Annotated in this window: 9 protein-coding genes and 1 pseudogene; 4 read left to right on the forward strand and 6 right to left on the reverse strand. The window is 68.8% G+C overall.

The features are described 5' to 3' along the window. Window positions 1-19: 19 nt before the first annotated feature. Together pcaG and pcaH are read right to left on the reverse strand one after the other, a co-directional pair. On the reverse strand, window positions 20-613 hold the full coding sequence (gene pcaG / locus DIE04_RS00350; RefSeq protein WP_124519653.1) for a protocatechuate 3,4-dioxygenase subunit alpha: 594 nt from the start codon (window positions 611-613) through the stop codon (window positions 20-22). Window positions 614-616: 3 nt separating this feature from the next. Further along, window positions 617-1324 carry a protocatechuate 3,4-dioxygenase subunit beta gene (gene pcaH, locus DIE04_RS00355; protein WP_124484995.1) on the reverse strand — a complete coding sequence of 236 codons (708 nt, stop codon included), beginning with the start codon at window positions 1322-1324 and terminating at the stop codon, window positions 617-619. A gap of 276 nt (window positions 1325-1600) precedes the next feature. On the opposite strand from pcaH, the gene pcaQ reads away from it, so the two are divergent. From pcaQ to DIE04_RS00375, 3 genes and pseudogenes are all read left to right on the forward strand, one after another. Next, entirely contained in the window at window positions 1601-2614 is a 1014-nt protein-coding gene (gene pcaQ, locus DIE04_RS00365; protein WP_124519651.1) for a pca operon transcription factor PcaQ, read from the forward strand. Between the two features lie 107 nt (window positions 2615-2721). Then, window positions 2722-3079 (forward strand): annotated as a pseudogene (locus DIE04_RS00370) (type II toxin-antitoxin system RelE/ParE family toxin). A gap of 70 nt (window positions 3080-3149) precedes the next feature. Continuing rightward, window positions 3150-3446, forward strand: coding sequence for an XRE family transcriptional regulator (locus tag DIE04_RS00375; protein WP_044842919.1), 297 nt, complete (start codon window positions 3150-3152; stop codon window positions 3444-3446). Window positions 3447-3542: 96 nt separating this feature from the next. Here the strand turns inward: DIE04_RS00375 and DIE04_RS00380 are convergent, their stop codons facing one another. From DIE04_RS00380 to DIE04_RS00395, 3 genes are all read right to left on the reverse strand, one after another. Then, entirely contained in the window at window positions 3543-4817 is a 1275-nt protein-coding gene (locus tag DIE04_RS00380) for an APC family permease (RefSeq protein ID WP_124484993.1), read from the reverse strand. A 138-nt stretch (window positions 4818-4955) separates the two neighbouring features. After that, window positions 4956-9461 (reverse strand): DEAD/DEAH box helicase, encoded by a 4506-nt coding sequence (locus DIE04_RS00385; RefSeq protein ID WP_124519650.1) that lies wholly within the window; start codon window positions 9459-9461, stop codon window positions 4956-4958. A 291-nt stretch (window positions 9462-9752) separates the two neighbouring features. Further along, window positions 9753-10277: a metal-dependent hydrolase gene (locus tag DIE04_RS00395; protein ID WP_044842922.1), complete on the reverse strand. Its 525-nt coding sequence runs from the start codon at window positions 10275-10277 to the stop codon at window positions 9753-9755. A 401-nt stretch (window positions 10278-10678) separates the two neighbouring features. Here DIE04_RS00395 and ggt point away from each other — a divergent pair, with 401 nt between their 5' ends. Further along, a complete protein-coding gene (ggt, locus tag DIE04_RS00400) occupies window positions 10679-12400 on the forward strand; it encodes a gamma-glutamyltransferase (protein ID WP_124519647.1) in 1722 nt (573 codons plus the stop codon). A gap of 124 nt (window positions 12401-12524) precedes the next feature. Here the strand turns inward: ggt and DIE04_RS00405 are convergent, their stop codons facing one another. Next, window positions 12525-13448: an alpha/beta fold hydrolase gene (locus tag DIE04_RS00405; RefSeq protein ID WP_124519705.1), complete on the reverse strand. Its 924-nt coding sequence runs from the start codon at window positions 13446-13448 to the stop codon at window positions 12525-12527. Between the last annotated feature and the right edge of the window lie 232 nt (window positions 13449-13680).

Consider the following 13680-nt stretch of genomic DNA (forward strand, 5'->3'; position numbering starts at 1 on the left):
GCGTGCGCCGGCTCACGCGTCACACGTCGAAGAACACGGTCTCGTCCGGCCCCTGCATGCGGATATCGAAGCGGTACACGACGGGCCGGCCCGGTGGCGCGTCGCGCTTCGCGACGAGCGTCGCGCGGCGTTCGGCCGGCACGAGGTTCAGCACCGGATCGGCCGCGTTCGCCGCGGCTTCGTCGTCGAAATACACGCGGGTGAACGCGTGGGTCAGGATCCCGCGCATCATCACGGTCACGTTGATGTGCGGCGCTTCGTCGGCGGCGGCGCGGCCCGGCTTGACCGTCTGGATAACGAAGCGGTGCTGCGCATCGGTGCCCGTGCCGACGCGTGCGAAGCCCGTGAAGCCGGACTTCGCGATGTCGTCGCGCGACGCGGGATAGCGGCCCGCGCCGTCCACCTGCGTGAATTCGAGCACCGCGTCGCTGACGACGTTGCCGTCGCCGTCGAACACCTGTCCGACCAGCAGCACGTGCTCGCCTTCGGCGTCGGGCGTGGCGATCACCGGCGTGAACAGGCTCTTCAGGTCGTAGTCGTATTGCTGCGGGCACAGGCCGTACGCGAAGTACGGGCCGACCGTCTGCGAAGGGGTTTGCTTCAGCGTCGTCATGGTTCAGCGCTCCATCGGGGTGGCGTCGCGGCCGCGCAGCACGATGTCGAATTCGTAGCCGAGCGCATAGCCTTCTTCGGTGATGTCCATCGAGAAGCGCGAGATCAGGCGGTCACGCGCCGCTTCCGGCGTGCCCTGGAAGATCGGGTCGTACGCGAGCAGCGGATCGCCGGGGAAGTACATCTGCGTGACGAGGCGCGAGCCGAAGTAGTCGCCGAACAGCGAGAAGTGGATGTGATTCGGGCGCCATGCGTTCGGATGGTTGCCCCACGGATACGCGCCGGGCTTGATCGTCAGGAAGCGGTAGCGGCCTTCGGCGTCGGTCATGCAGCGGCCTGCGCCGAGGAAGTTCGGGTCGAGCGGCGCGTCGTGCTGGTCGACCTTGTGCACGTAGCGGCCGGCCGCGTTCGCCTGCCATACCTCGACGAGCGTGTTGCGCACGGGCTTGCCGCCTTCGTCGAGCACGCGGCCGGTGACGACGATGCGCTCGCCGAGCGGTTCGCCGTTCTTCACGGCGTTCTTCGTCAGGTCGTGGTCGAGCGCGCCGAGATCGTCGGTGCCGTAGACGGGCACGTACTGGTCGCGCAGCTTTTCCTTCAACGGGATCAGCGGGCGGGTCGGGCCGCGCTTGACCGACGAACGGTACTCGGGGTGGATATACGCGGGATGCGACGGCCAGTCGCGCGGCGTGAGGATCGTGGGGGAATCCATCGGGCGTCTCCTGTCAGGTATTTCGCGAAGTGGATGGCAAGACTTTAGCCAATCCGGAAAGTTATGCAAAATGACCTTTTTTCGCGAATCGCATAACCGTTCGTTATGTTCGGCGGCGCCCATGGAAATCCGCCGGACAGCGGCGTGATCGCGTTGCTGCCCGGCGACCGGAGTCCATGCGCGGCGGCGTCATGCGTGACGCCGCGCCGAATGCTTGGGCGTTTCCGGAAAGTTATGCAAAATGGCGTGATATCACCATTCGCATAACCGCCCGTTATGAATAACCGTATCGCCGACGGCCGCGTCAAATTCCGGCACCTGCAGTGTTTTCTCGCGGTCGCGCAGTTGGGCGGCGTGCAGAAGGCGGCCGAAAGCCTGTCGATCACGCAGCCGGCCGTGTCGAAGACGATCGCCGAACTGGAGTCGATCCTCGGCGTGAAGTTGTTCGAACGCGGGCGGCACGGCGCGCAGCCGACCCGCGAAGCCCAACTGTTCATCCCGCACGCGAACGCGTGCGTGCTGGCGCTGCGGCAGGGTGTCGGGCTGCTCGCGCGCGAAGGCGGCGCGGCCGCGGCGACGCTCGAAATCGGCATGCTGCCGACGGTCGCGGCATCGCTCGCGCCCGCGCTGATGAAGGCGCTGACCGCACGCTGGCCGCGCATCGTGGTGCGGATCGCGACGGCTGCCAATACCGAGCTGCTGGAGCGTCTGAAGGCAGGGGCGATCGAATGCGCGATCGGGCGCCTGTCGGAGCCGGAACGGATGATCGGGCTCGCGTTCGAGCAGCTGTACAACGAACCGCTCGTCGCGGTCGTGCGCGCCGGCCATCCGCTGCTGGCGAGTGCCGCGCCGGCCGCCGAGCTCGCGCGCTATCCGGTCGTGCTGCCGCCGTTCGGCACGCTGATCCGCCAGTCGGCCGAGCAACTGCTCGGCGCGTGCGGCGCGCCGCCGCTTGATTCGTTCATCGAGGTGCTGTCGGTGTCGGTCGCGCGTGCGCTCACGCTCGAGAACGACGCGGTCTGGTTCGTGCCGCTCTATGCGGCCGAATACGACTTGTCGGCCGGCGCGCTCGCGCGGCTGCCGCTGCCTTCCGCGGGCACCGACGAGCCGGTCGGGCTCGTGCTGCGCACCGATGCGCAACCGTCTCCCGTCGCCCGGACGCTGATCGACGCCGTGCGCGACATCGCGCAGGCGCGGTTCGCCGATGCGCACACCCATCGCGCCCCCCGTAGCGCGCGCAAGCCGGCTCGCCGCCAGCGTCGAGACGCCGGGCAGGGCGTGGATGGATGACGTCCGGCTGCCGCTCACTCACCGTCATTCGTTAGCCATCCGGTCAGTAGCGGGTGTCGTCGTGCTTGGCGTATCGTACCTTTTTTGATACACTCGATGACACGACGATGGCGAGACAGCAGATTCAGATCACGCTCGACGTGCGGTTCTCCCGCACCGCGCGTGGCAACGAGCCGGTGCGCGAATGGCTCACGGCGCTCGGGCAGGTCGAGCGCAGGGTGATCGGCGAAGAGATCAAGACCGTTCAACTCGGCTGGCCGCTCGGCATGCCGCTGGTCCGGAAGATGTCGCAGGATCTGTGGGAAATCCGCGTGATGTTGCCGCAGCGAAGCGCGCGCGCTGTTCACGGTCGTCGGCGACACGATGGTGCTGCTGCACGCGTTCTTCAAGCAGTCGCAGGCCACGCCGTCCGACGATCTCGACGTGACCGTCGCGCGGCTGAAAGCGCTGACGCGCGCCATCTGAATTCCTCCGGCTGCGCCGGCACATGCGATCGGCGATGTGCCGGCCGGCCACGCCATGCACTGGAGTACCCATGACGACCACGAACAACCCGCATATCGGCAGCGATTTCGACAGCTTCCTCGAGGACGAAGGCCATCTCGAAGCGGCCACCGCCACCGCGATCAAGCGCGTGATCGCGTGGCAGATCGGCCAGGAAATGAAGGCGCAGCACATCACGAAGACCGCGATGGCCGCGCGGATGAAGACCAGCCGCGCCGCGCTCAACCGGCTGCTCGACGAAACCGACACGAGCCTCACGCTCGCGACGCTCGCGAGCGCGGCCACCGCACTCGGCAAGCGGCTCAGCTTCGAACTGGTGCCGGCCTGACGCCCGCGGCGCAGCGGTGCGCGGCCGGTTCGCGGTGTGCCGGCGCAGCGCGGCGAGCGCCCGTTTGCTCGTCCGCACACGGGCGCCGGCACGCGATCACGTGCGTCGCCCGGCCATCCGCAGATAAAGCAGCGCACCGCCCGCAAGCAGCAGCGGGCACAAGATGAACCACCCCGTCGTCAGGAACAGCCCGGCGACGGCGACCAGCGAAATCCACGCGCAGCGATATGCGATGCCGCCGCGCGGCAGCAGTTTCAGCGCGGCCGCCGCGCCGAGCCCGTACACCATCACGAAGCATCCGGACGTGACGAGCACGAGCGGCTTCGGCCCGACGTCCGAGAGCGTCGTCGCGGCCAGCGCGACGACGGCCAGCACCGCGATCACGCCAAGACTTCGGCGCGGCACGCCGCCGACCTGGCTGCCTTGTGCGAGCCACGCAGGCAGTGCGCCGTCGCGCCCGAGCGCTGCGCCGAGCTTCGCCGCGCCCGCGAAATACGCATTCATCGTGCCGAGCGTGAGCAGCAGCGCGGCCGCTGCCGCCAGCACCTGCGCGTGACCGCCGATGCCGCCCGCGATCAGTTCCGCGAGCGGCGCACCCGACGCGCCGGCCGACGGCCCGAGCACCGTGACGCTCGCGGCCGCGACCGACAGATACAGAAAGCCGACGACCACGACCGCGATCCCGGCCGAGCGCGGCATGTCGTGCGCGGGCCGTCGGAACTCTGCCGCGAGGTGCGTGATCGCTTCCCAGCCCGCGAAGCTCCACACGAGCAGTGCGGCAGCCTGGCCGACCGCGAGCCAGCCATGCGGCGCGAACGGATGCAGGTTCACCGTGCTTGCATGCGGCGCGGACGCGAGCACGGCGGCCAGCAGCAGCGTGACGAGCAGCGCCGACAGCACGAGCTGCATGCGGCCCGACACCGTGACGCCGAACGCATTCGCGGCCGACACCGTAGCGATCAGCGCGGCAGCCGTGACGATCACCGTGACGTGTCCGCCGCCCGTGACGGCGGCGACGTACGCGCCGCCGAACATCGCGGCGGCCGGCGCACCGGCCGGCACCGCGAAATAGAAACACCAGCCGACGATTGCCGCGGCCTTCGGCCCGAATGCGCGTCGCGCGTAGGTCGATACGCCGCCCGCGTCCGGATAGCGCGCGCCGAGTGCGGCGAAGGTGGCGGCAAGCGGCCCCGACAGCACGACGAGCGCGGCCCACGCCAGCAGCGATGCAGGGCCTGCAACCTCGGCCGCGAGCGCGGGCAACGCAATGACGCCGGTGCCGAGCACCGCGCCGATATACAGCGCGGCGCCCTGGAAAATCGTCAGCGAGCCCGCGTGATGAACGGCGGGCGAATCGGCATGCGAGGGCATGAAAGGCAGTCTCCTGAAGGCTCGTTATGGGCACGCTCGGGCGCGCAATGAATCGTTCGATGCTACCCGAACGTACGCGGTGCTGCCGCGCGGCGTTTAGTAGTCCGCGATGTGCCGTGTGTCAGCCGATGTCAGGAGTCAGTGGCGGCGTGCGAGCCGCAGGCGCGCATCCTCGCGCGCGGCAGGCGGCAGCTCGGGCGCGTAATGGAACGTGCCCGCCACGAGCGACGCGACCGGCACGCCGTCGCGGAACAGCACGCGATTGCCGGCCAGCGCGGGCACCTTGTCGCCGGGCAACAGCGTGCCGGCAAGGTTCAGCGGATCGGCGCCCGTCACGCACACGTACTGGCCGTCGCCCGGTTGGCGACGCAGCTCGCGCAGGACCGGGATCGCTTCCGGCAGCGCGAACTGCTCGCCCGCGAGCCCCGCGACGAAGCGGCCGCCGCGAATCTCGCCGCGCGCTTCGAGGCGTTGCAGCACCCGCACGAGTTCGCGCCAGCTCGGCAGCCAGTCGGCTTCGCGTTCGAGCAGCCGCCAGAACACCACGCCATAGCGGCGCAGCAGCGTCCACGCGATGTGTTCGAGCGCATCGGGATCGATCGCGGGCGCACCGCGCTTCGGTGCCGGGGTTGGCGCATCGTCCGGCGCCGACATGCGTTGCACGAGCGCCCAGCGGCCGGCGTCGTCCATCCCGCCGATCAGCGCGCCACCGCGCCGCGTGCGCGGCGCATAGGTCGCGCTGCGCTTGACCGCGGGCTTCAACAGCGCGCGCAACCCGGCGAAGCTGTCTGCATTCACGAGGCCGGCCGACACGAGTTCGCCGAGCGCCTGCTCGAGTTCGACCGGCAGCATGTGCAGTTCGTCGAGCAGCGCGTCGAAGAACATCGCGCCGTGTGCGGCAAGTGCATCGCGCACCTGCGTCGCACGCGCGGATAGCGCCGGCTGCGCGTCCGGGTCGCGCAGCGCCTGCCATGCGCCGAGGTGGCGGCGCGGCAGCAGCACGATCGGCGTCGTTTTCACGGGCGTGCCGGCCGCGCGCGCCGGCGCGCCGATGCGGGTCCACACGAGTTTGCCCGAGCGGCACAGCTCGTCGAGGCCGCCGGCCGTGTAGTCGGTCAGGCGCGCGGGCAGCAGCGCGTCTTCCCATGCGCTCGCCGCGGCTTCGTAGCCTTCGAGCTGCTCGACGACGGCCGCGAGCGCGTCGCGGCCCGTGCCGCGCGTGTCGGGCGTCAGGTGCTGCCAGTGGAACAGGAAGCGCATGAAATCGGCGCGCTCGACCGGCTCGATCTCGCGGCGCAGCCGCTTGACCGTGTAGCGATGAATGCGCGCGAGCAGGTGGCGTTCGCACCATTCGTCGGTCGTGGCGCCCGGCGTGAAGCGGCCATGCATCACGTAGCCTTCGCGCTCCAGTGCGGCGAGCGCGGTCGCGATCGCCGCGGACGGCAGGCCGAGCGGCTGCGCGATGGCGTCGAGCGTCGATGGCCCGAAGCCGGTGAGCCGCGCGCGGATCACGTCGACGAGCGCGGCATCGGCTTCCCAGGGTTGCGCGCAGGCGGCCGGCACCTTCAGCGCGGGCACGACGCGTGCATTGGGATGCAGCGCGCGCATGCAGACCAGCCGTTCGACCGGCACCCACAGCACGGCGCCGTCCGGCGTGACGAGTTGCGTCGCACGACGGCGCTCGGCCAGTTCCGCGAGCCGTTCGGGCCAGCCTTCGTGCGCGTGCGCTTCGCCGTCGGCGACGCACGCGAGCGTGAGCAGGGCGTCGTGCATTTCGTCGGCATCGCGTACGAGCGGCCACGCTTCGTCGCGCACCGCATCGATGGCATCGGCGTCGAGCGCGCCGAGATCGTCGGCCGATTCGGGATCGCTCCAGCGGCGCGACTGCACGGCCTGCGTGCGGCGCTCCTCGAGCGGCGCGTCGTCGAGGAACGCATAGGGCTTCGCGTTCAGGATCTCGGCCGCGAGCGGCGACGGCGCGGGCAGGTCGCGCGCGATCAGTTCGATCGCGCCGCTTTCGATCCGGCGCAGCAGCGCGAGCCAGCCGTCGGTATCCATCGCGTCGTGCAGGCAATCGTCGAGCGTCTGGTCGACGAGCGGATGGTGCGGGATCTCGCGTTCGCCGACGACGTTCTCCACGCACGCGACCTGGTCGGGGAACACGGTCGCGAGCAGGTCGTCGCTCTTCATCCGCTGCAGTTGCGGCGCGGTGCGCCGGCCGCCGGTGAAGCGCGGCAGCGCGAGCGAGGTCGTCGCGTTCCAGCGCCAGCGCACGCCGAACATCGGTGCGTCGAGCAGCGCCTGCACCAGCACGTGCTCGGCGCTCGCCGAGCGCAGGTAGCGCCACACTTCGTCGAGCGCGAAGCTGTGCGCGAGCGACAGCGAAAGAATGATCGCGTCGTCGGTCGCGGCGGCCTGCAGCTCGAAATTGAACGTGCGGCAGAAGCGCTTGCGCAGCGCGAGCCCCCACGCGCGGTTGATACGGCTGCCGAACGGCGAATGGATCACCAGCTGCGTGCCGCCCGATTCGTCGAAGAAGCGCTCCATCACGAGCGTGTCCTGCGTCGGCAGGGCGCCGAGCGCCGCGCGCGTGCGCGCGAGGTAGTCGGCGATCTGGCGGGCCGCGTCGGGCGACAGGCGGAGATCGTCGACGAGCCAGCGCAGCGCCGGCGCGAGGCGGCTTGCGGGCGGGGCGATCGCGGTGCCGCCGTTATCGCTGCGCGAGTCGGCCAACGCGTCGGCTTCGGCGGCCGCCTTGCCGGTTTTGCCGCGCGTGCCCGTCTTGCCCGCTGCGTCGTCGCTCGCGCGTTTGCGTGCTCCGGCCTCGGAGTGCCGATCGCCTTCGGCGAACAGCCCGTCGAGCCGCGCCCGCAGCCGGCCGACCGCCGCCGACAGCTCGTCGCTGCGCCCGAGCCCCTCGCCGAGCCAGAACGGAATGCCCGGCGCTTGACCTTGCGCGTCCTCGACGCGCACACGGCCGGTTTCCACGCGAATGATCCGGTAAGACTGGTTGCCGAGCTGGAACACGTCGCCCGCGAGGCTCTCGACCGCGAAATCCTCGTTGACGGTGCCGACCTGGATACCCTGCGGTTCGAGCAGCACCGCGTAGTCGGCCATGTCGGGAATCGTGCCGCCCGACGTCGTCGCGGTCATCATCGCGTTGCGGCGCCCGCGCACCGTGCCGCCGACCACGTCGCGATGCAGGTACGCACCACGCACGCCGCGGCGGCTAGTGAAGCCTTCGGCGAGCATCTTCATCACGTCGTCGAAGCGTTCGCGCGACAGGCGTGCGTAGGGCGCCGCGCGCGTGAAGCTCGCGTACAGCGCGTCCTCCTGCCATTCCGCGCAGGCGACTTCGGCGACGATCTGCTGCGCGAGCACGTCGAGCGGTGCCTCGGGAATCCGCAACGTGTCGAGCTCGCCGCGTTGCACGCAATCGAGCAGCGCCGCGCATTCGACCAGCTCGTCGCGCGACAGCGGGAACAGGCGGCCCTTCGGCACGCCGCCGACATGGTGCCCCGAGCGTCCGACACGCTGCAGGAACGGTGCGATCCCGCGCGGCGAACCGACCTGGCACACGAGATCGACGTCGCCGATGTCGATGCCGAGTTCGAGCGACGCGGTCGCGACCAGCAGCTTCAGCTCGCCGCGCTTGAGCCGCTGTTCGGCGTCGAAGCGATGCTCCTTCGCGAGACTGCCGTGGTGGGCGGCGATCGCGTCCTTGCCGAGACGGTCGGCGAGATGGCGCGCCATGCGTTCCGCGGTGCGCCGCGTGTTCACGAACACGAGCGTCGTGCGATGCGCGGCGGCAAGCGCGGCGATCCGGTCGTACACCTGTTCCCACACGTCGGTCGCCATCACCGGCTCGAGCGGCACGTTCGGCAGTTCGAGCGCGAGGTCGCGTTCGCGGGTGTGACCGGTATCGACGATCGTGCAGTCGCGCGGCGCATCGGCCGGGCCGCCGACCAGGAAGCGCGCGACCGCGTCGATCGGTTTCTGCGTGGCCGACAACCCGATGCGCGGCAACGCGCGGCCCGTCAACGCGTCGAGGCGTTCGAGCGACAACGCGAGGTGGCTGCCGCGCTTGGACGACGCAAGCGCGTGGATCTCGTCGACGATCACCGAACGCACGCTCGACAGCATTTGCCGCCCCGACGTGGACGACAGCAGCACGTACAGCGATTCGGGCGTCGTCACGAGGATGTGCGGCGCGCGCTTGCGCAGCGCCGCGCGTTCGGCCTGCGTGGTGTCGCCGGTGCGCACGGCGGTGCGGATCGCCGGCACCGGCAGGCCGAGCTGCGCGAGCGAGTCGGCGATGCCGGCGAGCGGCGCGTCGAGGTTCACGTGGATGTCGTTCGACAGCGCCTTCAGCGGCGACACATAGACGACGAGCGTCGCGTCGGGCAGCGCGCCGTCGTGCGCGAGCGCATCGCGCACGAGGTCGTCGAGTGCGCACAGGAACGCGGTGAGCGTCTTGCCGGAGCCGGTCGGCGCGGCGACGAGCGTCGACCGGCCGGCCTTGATGTGCGGCCATGCGAGTGCCTGCGCGCCGGTCGGCGCGGCAAACGTGCGGCGGAACCACGCGGCGACGGCCGGGTGGAACACGTCGAGCGCGTGTGCGGGGCGGGTGGCTGTGACGTCCATCGGAGCGTTGAAATGGGGTGCGAGCGCGCGGGCGGCCGCGTGCGAATCGTCAGTGTGCCAGACGTCGCGTGCGCGTGCCGGGCACCGCGCGCGGCGGGAATGCGCGCGCCGGAGATTCAGATGAGGCGCGGCGCCGGCATTTCAACGGGCGTGCGTGCGTAACGGAACCCGCTCGTTCGCGGGTGCTGGATCGAGGAGAGAAGGAAGTCGGGTTCGACGCGCGCCGGGCGGGTGCGGAGCACGAGTCGTGACGACATGTATCGGCGCGCGACTATGCGCTACGACGTGTCACTACACGCGATGCAGCCAGCCGAGCCAGTGTTCGAGGAACGGCGCGCGCGTCCACAGCGATTGCGCGAGCCACAGCGTGCCGCCCCAGGCGGCGGCCACGACGATCAGGTCGCAATGTCCGCTGTTCCACAGGTTCAGCGAATGGCGCCGCCAGATCCACGGCACGCCGAGCGGATTCGGCCAGTCGGCGAGCAGGTGCATCACGCCGCCGCACGCGAAGCCGAACAGCGGCGCCGCCCACAGCGGATGCGGATGATGCGTGAGCCCGTGCCAGCCGAGCGCGAGCAACGCGATCCAGCCGATGCCCCAGTGCGTGATGGTGCGGTGCGTGATCCACAAGCGGCGCTTGCGGGTCCACCACGCGACTTCGAGCCAGTCGGGCGCGGTGCCGCCCGCGACGCCGGCCGCGAACGCGGCGAGCAGGCCCGCGTGCCAGGGGCCGGTCGCGCCGGTTTGCGCGACGAGGACGGCGGCGGCGACGCCGGCCGCGAAGCCGGACGCGTGATGCGCATTGTGTGATGCCATAGGAAACGAGACGAAGAAGCGTGAAGCGGCCGCGGACGAGCGCGAACGATCGGGCGCGAAAGCGGGGCGCTATCTTCTCAGATCGGCCTGCTCAGCGGGCGGTTCGATCGCATTTTTTTACATGTGCCGGAGCCGCGCATGCGGCGCGTGCCGTGATTTCCGATCGCGCGGGTGCGCTGCGAATCCGCCGCATGCCATTTCGACTGATCCGCCGGCTCATTTTTTGCTCCGCCGTGTGACCGACCGTACACGATCCACGGCAATTCGTAGTGTGCCGCGAGTTTTCCGGCCGCATTCCCCGATTCACTACGAAACCGGCATAGGGCTGACCGTGCGCCAGCGGCTATAAGCGGATCAGGGGCTATTTCCAGCCCGCCGGAGACCTACATGGGGGACATGCAATGTCTATGCTGAATCGCTTCAAATCATCCGCCGTCGTGCTCGCGACGATGGCCGGCATCGGCTTCCTGCCGAACACGCCGGCCTACGCGAAAGGGCCGCAGCCGGCGGTCCTGACGAGCTCGGCGGTTGCGGTGGCCGACAAGTACAGCGCGGACGCCGCGGAGCGGATCTTCAAGGAAGGCGGCAACGCGATCGACGCGGCCGTCGCGATCGCGTTCACGCTTGCGGTTACATACCCGGAAGCCGGCAACATCGGCGGCGGCGGTTTCATGACGATCTACAAGGACGGCAAGCCGTATTTCATCGACTATCGCGAGCGCGCGCCGCTCGCCGCGACGAAGGACATGTATCTCGACAAGGACGGCAACGTCGTCAAGGGCATGAGCCTGTACGGCCCGCGCGCGGCCGGCGTGCCGGGTACGGTCGCCGGCATGTGGGAAGCGCAGAAGCGTTTCGGCAAGCTGAAGTGGAAGCAGGTGCTCGCGCCGGCGATCCACTATGCGCGCGACGGCTTCGTCGTCGACGAGCAGCTGGCGCAGCGCGGCGTCGACGCGTCGAAGGAATTCGGCGGCAAGACCAACTTCGACAAGTACTTCGCGTCGATGAAGGCCGGCACGAACTTCAAGCAGCCCGATCTCGCGGCGGTGCTCACGCGCATTGCGGATGGCGGCGCGGAAGGATTCTACAAGGGCAAGACGGCCGAGTTGATCGCCGCGTCGATGAAGACCGGCGACGGCAACGGGCTGATCACCACCGAGGATCTCGCGCAATACCGCGCGGTGTGGCGCCAGCCGGTGCAGGCGAAGTGGAACGGCTATGACGTGATCACCGCGCCGCCGCCGAGCTCGGGCGGCATCGGCCTCGTGCAGCTGCTGAAGATGAAGGCCGATCTCAAGCAGGAGTTCGAGGGCGTGAAGCTCAACTCGCCGCAATACATCCACCTCGTCGCGGAAATCGAGAAGCGCGTGTTCGCGGATCGCGCGCAGTATCTCGGTGACCCCGACTTCTACAAGGTGCCGGTCGCGCAGCTGACCGATGACGCGTATATCGCGAAGCGCGCGGCGGAGGTCAATCCGAAGGAACCGTCGGACACGAAGAGCGTGCAGCCGGGCCTCGGCACGTCGATGCCGGAGAAGGCGGAGACGACGCACTTCTCGGTCGTCGACAAGTGGGGCAACGCGGTGTCGAACACGTACACGATCAACGGCTATTTCGGTTCGGGGGTGGTCGCCGACGGTACCGGGATCGTGCTGAACGACGAGATGGACGACTTCTCCGCGAAGCCGGGTGTCGCGAACATGTTCGGCGTCGTCGGCAGCGACGCGAACGCGATCGAGCCGAAGAAGCGTCCGCTGTCGTCGATGTCGCCGACGATCATGACGAAGGACGGCAAGGTGTCGCTCGTGATCGGCACGCCGGGCGGCTCGCGGATCTTCACGTCGATCTTCCAGGTGATCAACAACATCTACGACTTCAGGATGCCGTTGAAGGAGGCCGTCGGCGCGATGCGTTTCCACCATCAGCTGCTGCCGCCGAACACGATCTTCTGGGAGCCGTACCACCCGATCGAAGGCGAACTCGCGAAACAGATCGAGGCCCGCGGCTACACGCTGACGGGGCAGGACTTCAGCGGCGACATCCAGGTGATCAAGATCGACGGCAGGACGCCGGAGGCGATGGCCGATCCGCGTGGGCGCGGGGTCACGCGGATCATTCGGTGACGTCGAGTAGCGGGTGAGTGACGCGTGCGCGAAAGCGGTCGCGCACGCGGTTCCGCGGCCGGCATGCAGTCCGGTGCCGGGCGGGTAGCCGCGTCGGATGGCTCGGACGCGCGGTGCAACGCGCTCAGGCGGTGGCGCGGATGAATCCGGCGATCCGGTCGGTCACCGCGTCGGGCGCATCCTCGAAGCAATAGTGCCCGACGCCGGCCAGCCGCTCGACGGGCGCCGACGGAAACAGCGCAGTGAACAGCGGCAGGAAGTGCTCGGCGCCGAGGGTGCGATCGGCGTCTCCCCAGATCGCGAGCGCGGGCTTGTCGCGTATCGCGCGTACCGCTGCAGCATCGGGCTCCTCGAACCGGTGCATGCCGTCGGCAAATCCGCGCGCCCATCCGATCGCGCCGATACAGTCGGCCGGTTGCGCGAACGGCGCACCGTATGCGGCGATCCAGGTATCGTCGATGACGGCATGATTCTCGAAACCGTTGAGCTTCAGCGTACTCAGGATGTTGAAGCCTAGCTGCCCGAGCACCGTTTCGAGTGTGTCGTCTGCCGCCGCGCGCACGATCCACTGGAACCACGGTGCGTCGCGACCGTTCGCGGTCACGCGCTCGACCAGATCGGGCTGGCCGAACGGCGTCGGCCCGTTCGCCGACACGATGCGCCGGATCCGGTCAGGGTGCCGCGCGGCGAGCCCCATGCCGACCGGGCCGCCGAAGTCGTGCATCACGAGCGTCAAGCGCTCGAGGTCGAGCGCGAGAACGAAGCGCTCCAGGTTGTCGATATGGTCCTGCAACCCGTAGTTGCGATCCTGCGGCGTCGCGCTTTTGCCGAATCCCATGTGGTCGGGCACGACGATGCGGTGTGTCGGGCTCAGTGCCGCGATCAGGTGGCGGAACAAGTAACCCCACGTGGGTTCGCCATGCAGGCACAGAACCGTTTCGCCGTCGCGCGGGCCTTCATCCACGTAGTGCATCTGGAAACCGGGCGCGTCGCTGAAGTGCGGAGCGAATGGAAAGGTGCCGTCGAACGTGGCATCGGATGAAATCATCGAGCGCTCCTTCGTATGGTCGTGGATAGTGGTTTCATGTTGAAACCATTTGGAGCGTAGGACATGAGGTTTCAAGTTGCAACTGAATGAATGATCAGGACACGGTCGAACGCCTCGACGACGGGATGACTTCAGGTAAGAAAAATCGAAAATTCGGCAATTTTTGGCATCGAAATGCATGACCAGACTAACCCCGACTAACCAATTCCGATGAGGAACCCGGTTTCGTTCG

The sequence above is a fragment of the Burkholderia sp. Bp8994 genome, from assembly GCF_003853805.1.
GTDB lineage: Bacteria > Pseudomonadota > Gammaproteobacteria > Burkholderiales > Burkholderiaceae > Burkholderia.

Coding starts and splice junctions, on each gene's coding strand:
- pcaG (WP_124519653.1), bottom strand. CDS start 613: ATGACGACGCTGAAGCAAACCCCTTCGCAGACGGTCGGCCCGTACTTC.
- pcaH (WP_124484995.1), bottom strand. CDS start 1,324: ATGGATTCCCCCACGATCCTCACGCCGCGCGACTGGCCGTCGCATCCC.
- pcaQ (WP_124519651.1), top strand. CDS start 1,601: ATGAATAACCGTATCGCCGACGGCCGCGTCAAATTCCGGCACCTGCAG.
- DIE04_RS00375 (WP_044842919.1), top strand. CDS start 3,150: ATGACGACCACGAACAACCCGCATATCGGCAGCGATTTCGACAGCTTC.
- DIE04_RS00380 (WP_124484993.1), bottom strand. CDS start 4,817: ATGCCCTCGCATGCCGATTCGCCCGCCGTTCATCACGCGGGCTCGCTG.
- DIE04_RS00385 (WP_124519650.1), bottom strand. CDS start 9,461: ATGGACGTCACAGCCACCCGCCCCGCACACGCGCTCGACGTGTTCCAC.
- DIE04_RS00395 (WP_044842922.1), bottom strand. CDS start 10,277: ATGGCATCACACAATGCGCATCACGCGTCCGGCTTCGCGGCCGGCGTC.
- ggt (WP_124519647.1), top strand. CDS start 10,679: ATGTCTATGCTGAATCGCTTCAAATCATCCGCCGTCGTGCTCGCGACG.
- DIE04_RS00405 (WP_124519705.1), bottom strand. CDS start 13,448: ATGATTTCATCCGATGCCACGTTCGACGGCACCTTTCCATTCGCTCCG.